The following is an 18405-nucleotide window of genomic DNA, read 5'->3' as shown; positions in this document are numbered from 1 at the left end:
ACTTGACGACGGGCGAGCACATGACCCCAAGGACCACGACGGCTACACCCCTCCCCGCCTCCCGATGCCAGGCGACCGGCTGCGCACTAGCTGAACCACTCCTGACCGCTTACGCACCATCACCCATCCCAGATCACTTACGGGACAGCCCTTAGCCGCGGAGGAAGGCGTGGATCGCCGAGGCGATGGCCCTTCCGAGCGGGATGGGGACGGCGTTCCCGATCTGGGTGGCGATCTCGTTCTTCGTACCGCACCAGCGGAACTTCGGGGGGAACCCCTGGATACGGGCGGCCTCGTAGTGCGTGATCGGGCGCAGATCGGTGGGGTGCAGGTAGCGCCCCTTCTCAGGCTTGAAGAATTCCGTACGAATGGTCACGGAGGGAGCGCCGAGGCGCATCCGGCCCATGACGTCACCGGTCCCGTTGTTGTGCCTGTCCCAGCTCTCCGTCGAGAGGTATTGAACCGGGGTCGACACACCGGGCGGGTTCGGCACGTCGAATACTTCGACATTCCCAGATTCCTCTACCGTGAACCACTTCCCGCGCAGGTCCTTCCGATTCCCCTCTTCCGGAATTGCCATGTAGCGAGCTATCGAGAGAGGCTTGGGATTACGGCCGATATGCAGTTCGGTCGTCTCGAAGGGCCCTGTGATCTCGGAGTCGATCTCGGCGATGTACTTCTGCCTGCTCGGGAGTTCGGTCCCCAGGATCGGGAGCTTCTTCGATTCGTCGAAGACGCTGCGGACCGGAAGCCACCGGGTGACGGCGTCGTCGATCCCCTCGAAGGCTTGCAGACCGCTCCCCTTGAGTCGCTTCGGCGGCTGCATATGCGTCGCCACCGGATAAGCCATGCGCCGATCCTGGACGGTATCGCGGCGAACTCCGATGACGATGGCACGTTTACGCGCCTGGACGGCGCCGTGATCCGCGGAGTTCAGGATATAGCGCCGGTTCTTCACCTCGGCCTTTTCGCCGGTTCGATGCCCCGGCGGGTCCACCAACAGGTAGTCCTCGAGAAGACCACCCTCGCCGACCTCTCCGAGGAGATTGAGGAATTCGTCGGACTTCACGAAGTCGACGACGTTCTCGATGACGAAGACCTTGGGACGAATCCTGCGGACGACTCGGACGTACTCCTCCCAGAGGCGGTTGCGCTCCGTGCCCTTCTTGTCCCGGTTCAAGGCAGAGAATCCCTGGCAAGGAGGCCCACCGACCACCACGTCCACGTCGAGCTCGGCCGCTTCCGGTTTCCATTCCTCGATCGGCCCGACGTGCACGCGCGCCTGCGGAAGGGTGGTGTCGGTCCGGCCACTGCCGAAGTTCGCCGCATACGTCGCGGCGGCTGCCCGGTTGTGCTCGACAGCCGCGACGCTGTGGAAGACCGGCGCGCCGTCGGACGTTTCGGCGGGCCGGAATTCGTGGAACCCCTGGGTGAAGCCTCCGCAGCCGGAGAAAAGATCCACTACGGTGATCGGGTCGGAGGTGTGGGGACGGGGTTCGCGCATAGAGGTGATCCTAGTCGTGGAGAGCCGCTGCGATCGCCCGCCCGACAGCCGCAGCGAGCGGCGGCGGCATAGCGTGACCGATCTGTCGGTACCTGGAGGTCTTGCCGCCGGAGAACTGCCAGTCCTCGGGGAACGCCTGGATCAGTGCAGCCTGTTCCAGGGTCAGTCGCGGCGATCCGTCCTCGGGGAATTCGGCATCGGGGGCGCTGTCGCCGAGGCTGGTCCCGTTGACCCGGAGGGCAGCCCAGGCCTTCTTGCTTCCCGTCGGGCCGAGGTCGGCGCCACCCCTGCGCTCCGAGCCACCGACAAGAGCGGGCGCAATCCGGTCGGCCTCCTTGATCCATTGCACTGCCCCCGGCCACCCGTCCCGAGACATGGACGGGCCGAGGGCATCACCGACCGTCGGAGGCGCTCCGGGGTCCGGCTCGGGCCAGACGAAGCCGGCGGCGTACTCGTGGCGCAGTGCCACGAGGAAGCCACTGCTCCGGTTCTGCGGCACGCCGAAGTCCGCGGCGTTGAGTACCCGCCAACTCGGCTGATAGCCCATGCTCCGCAGCTCGTTCTCGATCCATTCCCGCTCGTCGGCCAGGTTCTCGCCTTCCACCAGCTCCGGAAGGTTCTCCAGCAGAACAGCCTTCGGCCTTATCCGCAGCGCCAGGTCCACGGCAGTCCTCAGGACGCGTCTCTCCTCGTTGTCCTCGGCACGGCCGACCGTGGCCGACGACTTCACCCGCGGCAGACCCCCGCTCACGAGATCGACACCGAAGATCTCCGGGCGGTCACCGGGCTGGAAGTGGCTCAGGTCCATGCAGATGACATCCCACGCCGGCCGGTTGAGGTCGATCGTGAAACAGGCATCGGCCTTGCTGTCGATCAGAACGACCGGATCGAATCCCGCGCGCTCCAGGCCGAGTGCCTGAGCTCCCGCCCCCGCGCAGATCTCCACCGACGTGAACCGGCGAGAGATGTGGTCGACCCGGCGATCCTGTCGGGGCAGGGGAAGGGGGACGGGCTCGCCGGATGCGGACGATACGGCGTCTTCGCTGCGTCCGCCCGAAGCCGCTGCACCAGCCGTACCGGTCGGTGGCCGTACCTCGTCAACGCCACGCTGAGCCTCGACGGCTTCCATGGCCACCCTGCCCAGCTCTTCGTCGAGAGCGTCGTCCTCCACACCGTCGAAGAGGACGAAAGGAGCCAGTCGAAGCAGCCTTTTCAGGAAGTCGCGCAGAGTGTCGCGCTCGTTCAGGCCCGTCAGGTCGAGCTCGCTCCAGACCCGCAGGATCGCGCGGACCAGATGGGCGCTGCCGCCCAGTGCGGCACGGCGTGCGTAGATCTGGTCGAACGCGGCCTCGCCCAGAACGTCGAGGGCGTCGTACGGGTCCGGGCGATCCGGGGAGTGTACGAGCTGCGCCCTCCACCACAGACGCCCGAGGACGTGCCGGGTCAGGTCGGTGCCCAGTACCCGGTCTCCAGGCGGATCGGGGTAGCGCCAGAAGGCGATGTCGGGGAGCAGGATCAGCGCGAGGAAGGCCCAGACATCGGGCGAGGCAGCCTCGGCCGGCACCATGTCGGTCTCCTCATGCAGGAGGACCGCCAACCTCAGGTCGAACTGTGCCCTGCGGGTCCGGTCGCTCTCCCCCGGGAAGCCGGCCTGCTCCGCGACTGCTACGACGAGGTCGCGCAGTTCCCGTAGTCGCCCGGGGGGCACCCGGTCCCCGCCGGTGGCAACGTAGACCGCCGCGTCGTGGGCCTCGGCCACTCGACCCACCAGTTCCGGGACGGTCAGCCGCGCATACTCCTCGAAGAGGGGCTTGGCCTGCGCGGAGAGCAGCCTGGGGTAGAGGAAACTCATCACGCAACCTCGAAGATTCTGACTGCCGCCTGGAGATCCGAGGCGAACAAGGCGGGCGCCTGGAGCCGACGCAGTCGAACATCCGTGATCGACTGGTCCGGGAACAGCCTCTCGAAGAGACTCAGCAGAGTGGAGCCGAGCGCCCCTTCCGGGAAGTCCGCCTCATCCACGAAATCGTCGCTGTTGAGGCCGTGCTCGATCATCAACCGGGCCACGTCCGCGTACACGGCCGAGAGCACCACGCGGTCGACCGGGCGCGGCCTGGCCGCGTTCCGGAACGCGGCGGTCGTGACCGCGTTGCGTTCGTTCACGAGCAGGAGCAGGGAGCCCATGGTGGCGCTCTCCAGATTCCCCGTGATCTGCAGGTGCCACGCAGCGCCTTCGGGAAAGGACGTCCGCGCGAAGTCGATCACTGCCATGGGGAACTGCGGCGCGTCACCCTGGAGCCGCACCGATGCACGGTCGCTCCACAACACCGACCCGGCCCGGCGGGGCGCGGCAGGTCGTGCGGAGTCCAGTCGGTCCGCCAGCAGCAGAGCGGTGTCGAGCCGGACCACCCCGCCCAGGTCCGCGCCGCGAAGCCGGATCTCGAGCGGAACGGAGACGACCCCGGAGTCCGTCAGGCGCACCTGCCTCGCCGGCCCGCTGAGCCTTGAACCGGTGGCGGTCCACACCGCGGACAGCATCAGCGCCGCGTCGGCGGGGAGCCCCGATCTGGACCGGGCCCGGTCCAGATCGACACGCACCACCCGGTTCAGGTGCAGATCCATGCCGTAGTCCCAGTCCGGCAGGGCGTCCGGGAGCGGCAACTCTCCGTCCTCGACGACCAGGCGCCAACTCTCGGCACCCACGACGTCCTCGGGCGGAACGCGGTACGGGAGAACACGCCTGCTCACAGACCCGTCACCGCCTCGACCCGAACGCCGATCTCGGTCATCGTGTCGGACGCCGGACGCACGAGGGCTCGCCAGAGCCCGTCGCCACCTTCGATCACACAGTCCTCCGGCTCGTGCAACCGTCCTTCAGAATCCTGCCAGCCGATCAGCGTCGGCATGCTCGCGCCCACAGGCGGATCGGTCTCACGTACGCCGGCCCCGGGCAATACGACCGCCAGCTCGATGTGGAGGCGTTGCGGACCGGGTGTCGGCAGGCGGAACTCCTGGACGAGCAACGAGTCGACATCGTGATCCTCGTAGTAGGGCTCGCCGAGGTACTCCACCCGAGGACGACGACGCGGTGCTGTCGTCCTACCGTTCGTGGCGGAGGCACCGGTTCGGGCGTCATCGGCGGATCCGGCCGCAGGCGACGGGCCGGCGGGCGCCGGCCTGGGATCCTCCATCGACCGGCCGCGCCGCGGCGAGGCAGTGGCCGTGCTCCCGGGCTTCCCGTAGTCGGTCGCTCCACCGATTCCCCAGATTCCACCCACCAGCCCGGAGAAGTGGGTGCTGGCCGCTCCGAGAGCGATGTTGCTCGCACCCGGCCGGATGACGCCCTGCAGGCTGAGGAGACCCTCCAGATGCTCGTCGATGCGGGTGAAGGTCGTCTTCACGAACGTGCTCTCCGGGTACGACAGCGACTGGGGATGCCATGCGTCGTGCGTGGGAGGCTCGGCCTTCGCGTAGACCTCATCCATGCTCTCGTCGGCACGAAAGACTCCGGCGTACCCCTGGTTCTCGCTCGGAGGCTTCGGACCTCGCCGATAGGTGACGACGAGCTCGGCGGGGCGCATGAGACAGACGTGGTGGACGAGGTCCTCGATGTCCATCAGGCGTGACGCACGCGTCGGCTGCAGCGGCGGCAAAATCCGCTTGACCAGTCCAAGACGTCCCAGATAGCGCTTGGGGCTCTTGCACTCCAACCGGCTGCCGCCCGGTCCCAGCATGTTCTCGTAGGCGGCGACGAACAGGTTGAGCGGGCGCGTGCTCCGGGGGTCCGGAACCGGTTGCGCGACGCCGTCGCAGTGAACGGAGAAGCGCATGGCCGGTGGCTCGTCGCCGACAGAGATCATCTTGGGCCAGAGGTGCCAGGCGAGGGAGTCCGCAAGGTACGAGGCGGCTTCCGTCGGCGTGAGCTCATCGAGGTGGGGGTCGACGACCACGATCGTCGTACCGGTCTCGTCCGGCCCGAACGGCTTGAGGCCAAGGCGGTGTGCGACGGCCGCAGCCTCGTGTCCGACGAGGGGCTCCACCACATCACCCGAGGTGTCTCCCCACCAGTGGCGCCCGGTGTAGCGACGGCTGACGCCCGGTTCCGCTCCCGTGTAGCTCTTCCACAGAGTGCAGCCGATGAGCCGCGTTTCGAGACCGCCCTGTGGGGTCCGGCACCGGGAGTGCACGAGAACGGTGCCCGGTCGGGAAAGAAGGAAGAAGATGCCTTTGCCGAAACCGTAGGTTCCCCCTCCCAGAGGGGTGTCACGCGGCTCGCCGATGTTGCGGATGAAGTTCACGAAGTCGCGTTCGGGCCCCACCGCCGCATCGGCTCGGGTGGGCCCACCGAGCCCTCGCGTGCCTCGGTCGGACACGGCCAGCAAGCGGATCGACCCCTGCTTGAGGGTCTCGCGCAGGGGGAATCGCTCGGCTCCGCCCGGCGCACCGTTCAGCAACATGCGGCGCCAGGCATCTGCGTGCCCGGGTCCGACAGTCCACAGGTCGATCCCGTAGTCGATCGGTGTCGAGGGGTCCAGCGGGCGCGCGTCCCAGCTGTTCTGCGCCGACTCGCGCACCAGGATCGTGAGGAGGTCCAGCTCCGGGCGCCCGAGCTGATTACGGATCCCTTCGGCGGCGCTCGCACCTTCCGGTGGGTAGGGCTGTGAGTACCAGGACGGCTGGGTCACGCGGCTCCCTGCAACAGGCTCTCGACCGTCCGGGACACCTCGGACGGTTCCATGGGAAGGGGGGTCGCGCCCGACAGATCAACGGTGTAGGCGACGTCCAGGACGGTTACCGGTATGCCCGCCTCCGCAAGTTCCTTCGCGGTCAGCCCCGGGAAATCAGGACCCACCCGGTACCAGCGCTCCTCACGTAGGAGGAACCGCACGTCGTGATACTTCTCGGCGTCCATCGCGCGGTAGCCCACGCGGGCCAACGAGTCGAGGATGGCGCTCTCGTCGTCGCAGAGACGCAGCAGGCGGTCGACGAGGTCGGGAACGCTCTGCCCTGCGGCGGGGCCGGCTGAGCGCCTCAGCCCCACCCACACGAGGGACAGCTTCCCGCCTGTCGGCGGTTCCAGCTGGTCGAGGCCGTGGATCCGAGCACGCCTGCCCTCGTCGGCCGTGCTCGTCTTCACCTCGACCGCTATGGTCGCAGCCGAGAAATCGTGGCAGTGGCCACCGGGCCCCGACCACAGCCGGTGCGCGCTCGGGTCCAGCTCCAGCAACCGGTGCAGCACCATGAGCTCACCGAAGAGGCCCGCCAGCTGGTCCGGCCCCATCAACGTACCCTGCGTGCGGAAGAGAGCCCGCCACCTGTCCAGTACCCGGTAGAGCGCTTTGATCGGGTTCTCGGGCAGTTCCTCCGCCGCGCTCATGATGTCGACGCACAACTCGGTGAACAGGTCGCCGAGGTCGTCGCGCAGGCAGGAAAGATCGGCGTAATGCTGGTAGGTCTCCGCGTCCTCCAGCGGCCGCTTGCGCAGGCGCAGCCCAGGTCCGTCCAGACCGGCGCGCAACCGCCTGTCGGACGGGATCGGTATCAGGATGTGGCGTCGGCCTTCGTAGTCGACCCCGACGGCGAGCGGTCCGTGGACCACATCGACGGGAAGTCGGGCGACACTCAGACGCCCGTCGCCCGTCGGCGCTTCGGACTCCAGCCCGGCCCAGCTCTGCGCCACGACCCGGCGGAAAACCTCCTCGCTCACACGTCCTCGCCCTCGAGGAGACTGAAGACGTCCTCCTCCTCGAGCAGGCCCGCCGGCAGCTTGGCGGAGATGTACTTCTCCACCGTGCTGTCACCGCCCTGCGGCTCCGGAAAGACAAGACCGACACCGATCACGTGGGCTTCGGCCCCAAGGGCCTCACGCGACCCTTCCTTCGAAGGGTGCGGCTCGGAGTCCTTGTCGATCGGGTACAACACCAGCAGACCGGTGTCCGGTGCCTGGGCCAGGCGCAGGTTCTTGATCCCCTCCTCGTTGAGCCGTGTCGTCTCCCCGATCAGGTCCACGGCCGCGTCACGACGGCTCATGAGAGTCTTGATGTCGGCCGTACCGGCCTTCGCGCCCTTGCTCTTCAGGCGCGCACGCGTGATGCGCCCGACGGTTACACCGGGCCCGAACGTGAAGTCCCGCTCCCCGGTCGGATTACCGATGACGGCCACGTTCCACCGCCCCAGGGAACCGGCGTGCAGGACCCTCTTGCGGATGTAGTCAATGATCAGGTCGGCGTCGTTCTCCGGGGAGTCCTCGTGGAACTTGTAGGTCCGTAGAAAGTCGACCACGACTTCGTGCGGTACATCCCGGAACACGTACCGGCCGTCCTCAGGGCATTCGTCCGCCCGGACGGAGGTGGCCACCGACGTCTCGATCAGCGTCTGCGCGGCCTCGGTGTTCCGAAGCAGCCATGCGGCGTCGGTGTGGAAATAGTGGGTCTGCACTCGCCTGCCGCCGTAGGAAGAGGCGGCCGTGACCGCGTCTCGCATCTTCGCGGCCGCGGTGACGCGCAGGGACGGGTGCGTCCGCAGGCGCACGGCGAAGGTGAGGGGATTCTCGCTCTCGGTCAGGTAGACGTCGATGTCGCGGCGCATCTCCGTCTCCACCGTGGCGAGGTGACGGAACCACTCGGCGAGCTCGTCCGTCATCCAGATCCTGGGCAGGTCGGCATAGCCGTTGCGGAAACCGAACCAGCGGCCCATCTGCAGCAGGGTGTCGTACGCCGAGACGGCACGGACGAAGTAGCTGACGGAGAGGCCTTCCAGCGTGAGACCGCGGGAAAGCGTGTTGCCGCCGACCGCGATGGCCACGACCGGACCGTTCTCGTAGTCGAGGCGGTCTTCACTGCTGGAGTTGTCCATGATGACCCGACAGTCGTCCAAGACGGCGGGCAGCTCTGCGAGAAGCTCCTCGAAGGGCACCGGCTTCTCGCCGAATTCCTCGGCCGAGACGCGTGCGGTCTCCTCCTCCCACAGTTGCCGCAAGCGGGCGACGCGGTCGCCGTCGGCGAGGGACTGAACAGCACGCTCGCGCAGATGCAGCAGAGGTCGTTTGAAGCTGTTGTGCACCGAGGTGTTGACGCTGGTATGGATCAGCATCGTGTTGTGCGGGTTGCCCGTTCCGCGCACTCGACGGGCAGCGGTGACCAGCCAGAAGTACTCGACCGCGCGCCGCAGCGTGTCGGTGATCACGGGCTCGAAGCCGTCGACCTCGTCCCGCGTCGTGGGACGGACGCACGAAACGTCGTCGTCCGGCACGGACCTGATCATGTCGTACCCGTCGTCGACCTCGTTCGGGTCCTCGCCATCGAGTGCGTAGCGACCGAACAGGACCTCCGTGCCGAAGTGACCCTTCGGCTTCGGCAGGTTGACCACGAAGTCCTTCGGATAGAGGTCTTCGCTGCTCGGGTCGATCAGGAGGTTGGCGAACGGAGAGGCCGTGTAGCCCACGTAGGCGGACTTGGGGAGGGACTCCATGATGGACAGGATGAGCGGGTTGATCGACTTCGTAGCCACTGTGGCCTGGTCGGCCTCGTCGTCGATGATCAGCGCCGGGCAGTCCTTGAGGTAGTCCGAGGCGCTTTCGAGCCATCGGGACAGCTTGCGCAGCACCGTGGCGTTCTTCTTGACCACGCACAGGACGTGCGTCTTGTTGCTGTTTCCGAAGTAGGAGGCCGGGTTCTGCAGGGGGGTGAAGTCCTTGTCGAGCCCGGTCAGCTGCGACCAGCGCGAGGGGTTCTGTTCTACCAGTTGCTGGACGAGGCGCGCCTGAGTCTGCCGACGGAGGCCGTTGTGGATGCCCGCGAGGACGATGAACAGCTTGTAGCCGCGATCTGCCGCTTTGGCCATGACCGCAGTGAAGCTGGTCGTCTTGCCCGACTGGACGTAGCCGGCGACCAATCCTCTGGTGGAGAACTCCCGCTCCTTGGGGTGGTTCAGGAGGGAGGTGATGCGGGTGGAGGAGTCGTCGAGGCTCCGGATCGCGGGCTCCTGCGGCCAACCGTCCTTCCGGAGCAGTTCGGCGATCGCCGGCCAACACTTGTCACCCGCCTGCGGCCCGGTGTACCAGGTGTCGCGGTTGCCGAGAACCACCGACTGCGGCTCCTCGAGTTCCCTGATCCGGATCGTGTCCGCCTCGTGCCGCTCACGGATCTTCTGCATGACCTCCGGGCTGACACCGAACGCCTCCAGCCTCTTCACCGCTTCCACCGGAGGGAAACGGTCCAGGAGAGCCACGAAGGTCTCGTAGTTGTCACTGAATTCATCGGTCATCACTCTCGACCGCCCCCGGCTCTCGTTCGTTGTGACCGGTGGGGCCGACAAAGCCCTTCCGCCTCCACGGTGGTGCACAGCGAACGACGCGGGCGCACCGAGGAACGCGCACCGACGTGGCACCCTCATGCAACGTCACACATTATTGGGCGGATCCGTCCCGACGCACAGGTTCTCGGTCATGATCAGCCCACCAGGGAAGTCGCACACGAGTCACGAACCCGACATATGCACCCGAACAGCGACAAGAGGACCCAGGGTTTGCGGCTCACCCACCTGCCCGGTCTCAAGATCCGAACCCCGGGTCGACACCGGGAACGACGTCCGCGACGACGCCAACCGTCTTGGCGGTCGACCGGGGACAGGGCCGCGTTCCCGACCGTCTACACTCCGCCCCCATCCACGAACCCACACCGCCCGGAAACGCCGAAGCCGCAGGTGCGATCGTTTCTGCACCTGCGGCTTGTGGTGGGGCGGGTGGGACTCGAACCCACGGCCGACGGATTATGAGTCCGCTGCTCTAACCGGCTGAGCTACCGCCCCTTCACGGCGTGGCGCGTACACGTGTGCGCGCCGTCTGCCGCAGCATAGCCGCTCATACGATCTCCTGCCTCGGATGCCTCGCATGATCGGCTTCGCCTGTTCAGAGAGACCGCGCTGAGCGCTGCCCGGTTCCGGAACGGGGCGACAAAGAAAAGAAGAGGACCCCTCAGGGTCCTCTTCTTCTTCCTTGCTCCCCCGGCTGGACTCGAACCAGCAACCCTCCGGTTAACAGCCGAATGCTCTGCCAATTGAGCTACAGGGGACCGCGCTCCCCCGACTGGACTCGAACCAGTAACCTGCCGGTTAACAGCCGGCTGCTCTGCCAATTGAGCTACAGGGGATTGCTGCGGTGCATCGAACAGCCCACCTCCGGCGTTGCCGGGGGGCGAGTGCCCGTTGCGAGTCATAGATTAGCGCAAGCAGGGGGGTGCTCCGCCAATCGGTATCGACAGCGGGCCGGGCACCACACGACGAAGGGTGACAGGCATGCGGTACAAGGTCACGTTCGTGGTCGGACTGGCCCTCGGGTACGTGCTCGGAACCCGGGCCGGACGCGAGCGCTACGAGCAGCTGCGGAAGTCCGCGCGGCAGGTCGCGCAGAACCCCGCGGTGCGCAATGCCGCCGAGACCGCCGGCCAGACCGGGCGCGAGTTCGCCGGGAAGGCCTTCACCGCGGTGAGCCACAAGGTCGGCGACGCCGTCCCGGACTCGCTCGCCGGGCGGGTACGGGGGCTGCGCGACCGGGTCGGCGGCGGCGCCGGCGAGGACGACTGGGGCACCAGCAACACCTGAGCTGCACAGCTCCGTGCCGGGGCCCACGGGATCCATGAGGTTCCGGGGGCTCCGGACCGGTCGGGTCCGGCCCCGCGTGCGGCAGAATTCACCGCATGGGGATAGTCGCCGGGCTGGACAGCTCTTCCGCGTTCACACGCATCGTCGTCTGTGACACCGAGACCGGCGCCGTGCTGCGCCAGGGGTACGCACCCCATCCACAGCCCACCGGTGAACCGGAAGGCGCGAATCCCCACGAGACCGACCCGCAGGCCTGGCTGCTCTCGCTCGGCGAGGCCGCCGGCGGCGGGCTCCTCGAAGGGGTCCAGGCCATAGGGGTCTCCGCCCAGCAGCACGGCCTGCTGCCGCTGGACCCGCAGGGCGCTCTGGTACGCCCCGCCCTCGTCGGCAACGACAAGCGCGGCCAGGTCGCCGCCGCCGACCTCATCGACGCCTACGGCGGCCGGCACGGCTGGGTCGAGGCGGTGGGCTCGGTCCCGCACTCCGCGCAGCCGGTCGCGAAGCTGGCCTGGCTGGCCCGCAACGAGCCCGAGGCGGCCCGCCGGATCGCCGTGCTGATGTCCCCGCACGACTGGCTCGTCTGGCAGCTGCTGGGCCGCCCGGCCCGCCGGACCACCGACCGCGGCGGCGCCTCCGGTACCGGGTACTGGTCGGCGGCCACCGGGACCTGGCGCCCCGACCTGGTCGAGCTCGCGCTCGGGCACCGGGCGCTGCTGCCCGAGGTGCTCGGCCCGGCCGATACCGCCGGGACCACGCCCGAGGGGCTGCTGATCTCCGCCGGCACCGGCGAGACGATGGCCGCCGCGCTCGGGCTGGGGCTCGGCCCCGGCGACGCGGTGGTCTCGCTCGGTGCCTCCGGTTCGGTGATGGCGGTGCACCACGAGGCGGTGTCGGAGCCGGGCGGGCTGGTCACCTCGCTGGCCGACGCCAGCGGGATGCACCTGCCCGTGGTGAACACCTCCAATGCCGTGCGGGCGCTGCGCGGCACCGCCGAGCTGCTCGGCACCGACCTGGAGGGGCTGTCCGAGCTCGCGCTGAAGTCGACGCCGGGCGCGCACGGCCTCGTACTCCTGCCGTACCTGGAGGGTGAGCGGACCCCGAACCTGCCGCACGCCGCCGGCACCCTGTCCGGGCTGCGCCGGGACTCGATGAAGCCGGAGCACCTGGCCCGGGCCGCCTTCGAGGGCATGCTGTGCGGGCTGGTGGACGCGCTGGACGTGCTGCGCTCGCGCGGGGGCGAGATCCGCCGGGTGTTCCTGCTGGGCGCGGCCGCCGAGCTGCCCGCCGTGCAGGCCGCGGCCCCCGGGCTGTTCGGTACGCAGGTCGTCGTACCGGCGCCGGCCGACTACGCGGCGCTGGGCGCGGCCCGCCAGGCGGCCTGGGCGCTCGGTGTGGCGCAGGGCACCCTGGCCCCGCACACCCCGCCGGTCTGGCCGGCTCCCGCGGCCCAGGTCTTCGAGCCGGGCGAGGAGTTCCCGGCGTGGCAGGCGGTGCGCCAGCAGTACATCGCGACGCGGGAGCAGATCCACCCCGGGGCGTTCTAGGTCGGGCCGGTCGGGCCGGTCGGGCCGGTCGGGCCGGTCGGGCAGCGCCTACGTCGCGGGGCGGGGCAGGGCTGGTCCTTTTGACCGGCCTTTGCGAAATCCGGTGGGGATCACAGGGCCGGTTGGCCCAAGATGGGTTGAACCCCTCGATCATGCCGACCGGAGCCTGCGCGTGCTCATACGACTTCTGCGGACCCATCTGGGTACGTACCGGAAACCCATCGCGGTGCTGGTCCTGCTGCAACTGCTGCAGACCAGCGCCAGCCTCTACCTGCCCACCCTCAACGCCGACATCATTGACAACGGTGTCGTCAACGGCGACACGGGCTACATCCTGCGCTTCGGCGCGCTGATGCTCGGCGTCTCCCTGGTCCAGCTCGTCTGCAACGTCGGAGCCGTCTACTACGGCGCCCGCACGGCCGCGGCCTTCGGCCGGGACGTCCGCGCCGCGATCTTCGACCGCGTGCAGAGCTTCTCGGCGCGGGAGCTGGGCCAGTTCGGCGCTCCGTCGCTGATCACCCGTACGACGAACGACGTCCAGCAGGTCCAGATGCTGGTGCTGATGACCTTCACCCTGATGGTCTCGGCCCCCATCATGTGCGTCGGCGGTATCGCCATGGCGCTCTCGCTCGACGTGAAGCTGTCGGGCGTGCTGCTCGCCGTCGTCCCGGTGCTCGGGATCTCGGTCGGCGCGATCGTCTTCAGGACGCGGCCGCTGTTCCGCCTGATGCAGGTGCGCCTGGACACCGTGAACCGGGTCCTGCGCGAGCAGATCACCGGCAACCGGGTGATCCGCGCCTTCGTCCGCGACGACTACGAGAAGGACCGCTTCCGCGAGGCCAACGCCGACCTGACCGGTGTCTCGCTGTCCGCCGGCAAGCTGCTGGCCTTCATGTTCCCCACGGTCATCGTGGTCGTGAACATCTCCAGCGTCGCCGTCATCTGGTTCGGTGCGATGCGCGTCGACAGCGGCGGCATGGAGATCGGCCAGCTGACGGCCTTCCTCGCCTACCTGATGCAGATCGTCATGGCCGTGATGATGGCCACCTTCATGTTCATGATGGTGCCGCGCGCCGAGGTCTGCGGGGAGCGCATCCAGGAGGTCCTGGACACCGAGTCCAGCGTGGTGCCGCCCAAGGACCCGGTGCGCGAACTCGCCCGCCGCGGCCGCCTGGAGCTGCGCGGCGCCGACTTCCGCTACCCGGGCGCCGAGGCCCCGGTCCTGCGCGGGGTGGACCTGGTGGCCCGCCCCGGTGAGACCACGGCGGTCATCGGCTCCACCGGAAGCGGCAAGTCCACGCTGCTGGGCCTGGTCCCGCGCCTGTTCGACGCGACCGGCGGCGAGGTCCTCGTCGACGGCGAGGACGTCCGCGTGCTCGACCCGGACCTGCTGGCCAGGACGGTCGGCATGGTGCCGCAGAAGCCGTACCTGTTCTCCGGGACCATCGCCTCCAACCTGCGCTACGGGCGCCCGGACGCGAGCGACGAAGAGCTCTGGCAGGCGCTGGAGGTGGCCCAGGCCAAGGAGTTCGTCTCCGCCCTGGAGGGTGGCCTGGACGCCCCCGTCAGCCAGGGCGGAACCAATGTCTCCGGCGGCCAGCGCCAGCGTCTGGCCATCGCCCGCACGCTCGTGCAGCGCCCGGAGATCTACCTCTTCGACGACTCTTTCTCGGCCCTGGACTACGCCACGGATGCGGCGCTGCGCGCGGCGCTCGCCCGCGAGACCGAGGACGCGACCGTGGTCATCGTCGCCCAGCGGGTCTCCACGATCCGCGATGCCGACCGGATCATCGTCCTGGACGAGGGCCAGGTCGTGGGTGAGGGACGCCACCACGAGCTGATGGCCGGCAACGAGACCTACCGGGAGATCGTGCTCTCCCAGCTGACGGAGGCGGAGGCCGCATGAGCGGGCCCGGAGGACGGATGATGATGGGGCCGGCCCAGCGGTCCATGGACTTCAAGGGCTCGGGCAAGCGGCTGCTGCGTCAGCTCGCGTACGACCGGGCCAAGATCTGGGGGATGGTCGCGGCCGTCGTCGGCAGTGTCGGCTGCGCGGTGGTCGGCCCGAAGATCCTGGGTGAGGCCACCGACCTGGTGTTCGCGGGGATCGTCGGCCGCGAGATGCCGGCCGGGATCACCAAGCAGCAGGCGCTGGACGGCCTGCGCGCCCGGGGCGAGGACGGTATGGCGGACATGCTCGCCGGCACCGACTTCACCCCGGGGCAGGGCATCGACTTCGGTGCCGTGGGGGTCGTCGCGATCTGGGCGCTGGTGGTCTTCACCCTGGCCGGCCTGCTGATGCTGGTCGCCACGCGGCTGTCGAACCACGTCATGAACGGCACCGTCTACCGGCTGCGCGAGGAGCTCCAGGCGAAGCTGTCGCGGCTGCCGCTGTCGTACTTCGACCAGCAGAAGCGCGGCGAGGTGCTGAGCCGGGCCACGAACGACATCGACAACATCGGCCAGACGATCCAGCAGACGATGGGTCAACTGCTGAACTCGCTGCTGACCATCGTCGGCGTGCTCGTGATGATGTTCTGGATCTCGCCGCTGCTGGCGCTGGTCGCGCTGGTGACCGTACCGCTGTCGGTGTTCGTCGCCGCGAAGATCGGCAAGAAGTCGCAGCCGCAGTTCGTGGCGCAGTGGAAGGCGACCGGCGCGCTCAACGCCCATATCGAGGAGATGTACTCGGGCCACAGCCTGGTCAAGGTCTTCGGCCGGCAGAAGGAGTCCGCGGCCGTCTTCGCCGAGCAGAACGAGGCGCTGTACCGGGCCTCCTTCAAGGCGCAGCTGGTCAGCGGCATCATGCAGCCCGTGATGTTCTTCATCTCGAACATCAACTACGTGCTGATAGCCGTCGTCGGCGGGCTCAGGGTCGCCTCCGGCACCCTGTCGATCGGTGACGTGCAGGCCTTCATCCAGTACTCGCGGCAGTTCTCGATGCCGCTGACGCAGGTCGCCTCGATGGCGAACCTCGTGCAGTCCGGTGTCGCCTCGGCGGAGCGGGTGTACGAGCTGCTGGACGCGGCGGAGCAGGAGCCGGACGCCGAGGTTCCGGAGCGTCCGCAGGAGCTGCGCGGTCAGGTCACCTTCGACAAGGTGGCGTTCCGCTACGAGCCGGACAGGCCGCTGATCGAGAACCTCTCGCTCACGGTCGAGCCGGGCCACACGGTCGCGATCGTCGGCCCGACCGGCGCCGGAAAGACCACGCTGGTCAATCTGCTGATGCGGTTCTACGAGGTCACGGGCGGGGAGATCGCCCTCGACGGGGTGGACATCGCGAAGATGACCCGCGAGGAACTGCGCGACGGCATCGGCATGGTGCTCCAGGACACCTGGCTGTTCGGCGGCACCATCGCGGAGAACATCGCCTACGGTGCTTCGCGCGAGGTCACCCGTGCCGAGATCGAGGAGGCGGCGCGGGCCGCCCACGCGGACCGGTTCATCCGCACCCTGCCGGACGGCTACGACACCGTCCTGGACGACGAGGGCGCGGGGGTCAGCGCGGGCGAGAAGCAGCTGATCACCATCGCCCGGGCGTTCCTGTCGGAGCCGGTGATCCTGGTGCTCGACGAGGCGACGAGCTCGGTGGACACCCGTACCGAGGTGCTGATCCAGAAGGCGATGGCGCGCCTCGCGCGCGGCCGTACGTCCTTCGTGATCGCGCACCGGCTCTCCACGATCCGCGACGCCGACGTGATCCTGGTGATGGAGAGCGGATCGATCGTGGAGCAGGGCACGCACGAGGAGCTGCTGGCCTCGGGCGGCGCGTACGCGCGGCTGTACGCGGCGCAGTTCGCGCAGGCGGTGGCCGAGGTCGACTAGCGGTCCCCTTCGTGCGCCGCACGGCGCAGGGCCCTCGGGTACGGGACGTACCCGAGGGCCCCTGCGGGACAGCGCTTAGCATGACGGCATGGCACTGGACGTGGTGATTCGCCCTGCTCGGGCGGAGGACGAACGCGAGATACTGGAGCTGTTCCGCTCGACATGGTCGCGCGTGAGCGAACCCGGCCCGGAGCGCCCGGCCGACGCCGCCGTCTTCGACGAGCGCCACCCCGTGGAGAACTACCTCGTCGCGGAACGCGGTCGCAGGATCGTCGGGTACATCGCCCACGCCCCGGCCAGCCCCCTCGAAACCAATCGGCACGTCCGGCACGTCCAGGGACTGGCGGTCCTCGAATCCGCCCGTGGCAGCGGGGTCGGGCAGGCCCTCGTCGAGGCTGTCTGCGCCGCCGCGCGGGCCGGTGGTGCCCGCCGTATGAACCTGCGCGTGCTCGGCCACAACGGGCCGGCGCAGCAGCTCTACCGGCGGTGCGGCTTCACCGTGGTGGGTGTGCTGCCCGAGGAGTTCCTGCTGGACGGGGCCTACGTCGACGACGTCTGGATGAGCCGGAGCCTGTCCGGCCCGCACGATCCCGCGCAGCCGTAGCCGTAGCCGTATCCGTAGACGTAGGTGGCCGAGCGACGGAGCGGGGGCGCCTGGCGGGGCGCCCCCTTTTTCCGATGGTCCGCCGGTCCGGTGCCGTCAGTCCAGGTAGCCGCGGAGCTGGTCGGCGAAGGCGTGGTCGCGCAGTTTGTTGAGGGTCTTGGACTCGATCTGGCGGATCCGCTCACGCGTCACGCCGAAGATCCGCCCGATCTCCTCCAGGGTGCGGGGCCGCCCGTCGGCGAGGCCGTACCGCAGCTGCACGACCTTGCGTTCGCGCTCGCCGAGGGTCGACAGGACGGCTTCGAGGTGCTCGCGCAGCAGGAAGAAGGCGGCCGACTCCACGGGCGAGGCGGCGTCCCCGTCCTCGATGAGGTCGCCGAGCGCGACGTCGTCCTCCTCGCCCACGGGGGCGTGCAGGGAGACCGGCTCCTGGGCGAGGCGGAGCACCTCCAGGACCCGCTCGGGGGTCAACTCCAGGTGGACGGCCACCTCTTCGGCCGTGGGCTCGTACCCGCGCTCCTGGAGCATCCGGCGTTGTACGCGGACGACCCGGTTGATCAGTTCGACGACGTGGACGGGCACGCGGATGGTCCGGGCCTGGTCGGCGAGGGCCCGGGACATCGCCTGCCGGATCCACCAGGTGGCGTAGGTCGAGAACTTGTACCCGCGGGCGTAGTCGAACTTCTCGACGGCCCGGATCAGCCCGAGGTTCCCCTCCTGCACGAGGTCGAGCATGGTGAGTCCGCGGCCCACGTACCGCTTGGCGACGGAGACGACGAGCCGCAGGTTCGACTCGATGAGCCGGCGTTTGGCCATCCGCCCCATGACGACGAGCTTGTCGAGGTCGAGGGCGAGCTGGGAGTCGAGGTCGGGGGTGTTGCCGAGTTTCTCCTCGGCGAACAGGCCGGCTTCGACGCGTCGCGCGAGGTCCACCTCTTCGGCGGCGGTGAGCAGCGGGATCCTGCCTATCTCGCGGAGGTACTGCCGGAACAGGTCGGCGGACGGTCCTGCTCCGCCTCCGCCGTCGGTGCTGCTGCGCCTGCGCTGCACGGGCACCGGCTCGATCAGCTCCAGTACCTCGGGCTCTTCGTCCACGGCCTTGGCCTCCGAGGACTCGCTCACGTTCACGGTCAGGGTCCGGGTCTGCACGGGGGCGACCTCCAGGGCTCCGAGGACGGGGGCACCGCACCTCAGTGTGGGGTACGACACATCGCGGCCACGAGGGGCGTGCGAGCACTTTCTGAGTCCGGTGCGTGACCGGATGGTTACCCGCAGGCGGGAAGCGCGATGCGGATCGGACACATGTCCGAGATGATCGACTGCATGGC

General features: G+C 68.7%; 12 protein-coding genes and 3 tRNA genes. 5 read left to right on the top strand and 10 right to left on the bottom strand.

The genetic code is table 11. The features are described from left to right. Positions 1-151 precede the first annotated feature (151 nt). The 9 genes from ACZ573_RS23455 to ACZ573_RS23415 all read right to left on the bottom strand — a co-directional run bounded on the left by ACZ573_RS23455 (position 152) and on the right by ACZ573_RS23415 (position 10653). Positions 152-1504, bottom strand: coding sequence for a DNA cytosine methyltransferase (locus tag ACZ573_RS23455; protein WP_471307148.1), 1353 nt, complete (start codon positions 1502-1504; stop codon positions 152-154). A 10-nt stretch (positions 1505-1514) separates the two neighbouring features. Further along, positions 1515-3356: a DUF6339 family protein gene (locus ACZ573_RS23450; RefSeq protein WP_471307145.1), complete on the bottom strand. Its 1842-nt coding sequence runs from the start codon at positions 3354-3356 to the stop codon at positions 1515-1517. Beyond that, positions 3356-4126 (bottom strand): hypothetical protein, encoded by a 771-nt coding sequence (locus ACZ573_RS23445; protein ID WP_471307143.1) that lies wholly within the window; start codon positions 4124-4126, stop codon positions 3356-3358. Before ACZ573_RS23445 ends, ACZ573_RS23450 begins: the two co-directional genes overlap by 1 nt. 122 nt (positions 4127-4248) lie before the next feature. After that, a complete protein-coding gene (locus ACZ573_RS23440) occupies positions 4249-6189 on the bottom strand; it encodes a hypothetical protein (RefSeq protein WP_471307141.1) in 1941 nt (646 codons plus the stop codon). Continuing rightward, entirely contained in the window at positions 6186-7211 is a 1026-nt protein-coding gene (locus ACZ573_RS23435; protein WP_471307139.1) for a PD-(D/E)XK motif protein, read from the bottom strand. Before ACZ573_RS23435 ends, ACZ573_RS23440 begins: the two co-directional genes overlap by 4 nt. Further along, the gene (locus ACZ573_RS23430; RefSeq protein ID WP_471307138.1) at positions 7208-9769 is read right to left on the bottom strand and encodes a Z1 domain-containing protein; all 2562 of its coding nucleotides are present in this window, start codon (positions 9767-9769) and stop codon (positions 7208-7210) included. The genes ACZ573_RS23435 and ACZ573_RS23430 overlap by 4 nt, the downstream gene beginning before the upstream one ends. A gap of 466 nt (positions 9770-10235) precedes the next feature. Beyond that, positions 10236-10312: transfer RNA gene (locus tag ACZ573_RS23425), tRNA-Ile, on the bottom strand. A 190-nt stretch (positions 10313-10502) separates the two neighbouring features. Next, positions 10503-10575, bottom strand: a tRNA-Asn gene (locus ACZ573_RS23420). A 5-nt stretch (positions 10576-10580) separates the two neighbouring features. Next, positions 10581-10653: transfer RNA gene (locus ACZ573_RS23415), tRNA-Asn, on the bottom strand. A 145-nt stretch (positions 10654-10798) separates the two neighbouring features. Here ACZ573_RS23415 and ACZ573_RS23410 point away from each other — a divergent pair. From ACZ573_RS23410 to ACZ573_RS23390, 5 genes are all read left to right on the top strand, one after another. Continuing rightward, positions 10799-11104 carry a YtxH domain-containing protein gene (locus tag ACZ573_RS23410; protein WP_471307135.1) on the top strand — a complete coding sequence of 102 codons (306 nt, stop codon included), beginning with the start codon at positions 10799-10801 and terminating at the stop codon, positions 11102-11104. Between the two features lie 95 nt (positions 11105-11199). Beyond that, positions 11200-12648, top strand: a complete 1449-nt coding sequence (locus ACZ573_RS23405; RefSeq protein WP_471307133.1) for an FGGY family carbohydrate kinase — start codon at positions 11200-11202, stop codon at positions 12646-12648. A 172-nt stretch (positions 12649-12820) separates the two neighbouring features. Continuing rightward, a complete protein-coding gene (locus ACZ573_RS23400; RefSeq protein ID WP_471307131.1) occupies positions 12821-14554 on the top strand; it encodes an ABC transporter ATP-binding protein in 1734 nt (577 codons plus the stop codon). After that, positions 14551-16473 carry an ABC transporter ATP-binding protein gene (locus tag ACZ573_RS23395; protein WP_471307129.1) on the top strand — a complete coding sequence of 641 codons (1923 nt, stop codon included), beginning with the start codon at positions 14551-14553 and terminating at the stop codon, positions 16471-16473. Before ACZ573_RS23400 ends, ACZ573_RS23395 begins: the two co-directional genes overlap by 4 nt. Before the next feature lie 88 nt (positions 16474-16561). Next, positions 16562-17077 (top strand): GNAT family N-acetyltransferase, encoded by a 516-nt coding sequence (locus ACZ573_RS23390; RefSeq protein WP_471307127.1) that lies wholly within the window; start codon positions 16562-16564, stop codon positions 17075-17077. A gap of 96 nt (positions 17078-17173) precedes the next feature. Here the strand turns inward: ACZ573_RS23390 and ACZ573_RS23385 are convergent, their stop codons facing one another. Beyond that, entirely contained in the window at positions 17174-18286 is a 1113-nt protein-coding gene (locus ACZ573_RS23385) for an RNA polymerase sigma factor (protein WP_471307125.1), read from the bottom strand. Between the last annotated feature and the right edge of the window lie 119 nt (positions 18287-18405).

The sequence above is a fragment of the Streptomyces sp. NPDC040545 genome (genome assembly GCF_055595065.1).
The sequence above is the reverse complement of the archived record's forward strand: the minus strand, read 5'-3'. Positions and strand labels throughout refer to the sequence as shown.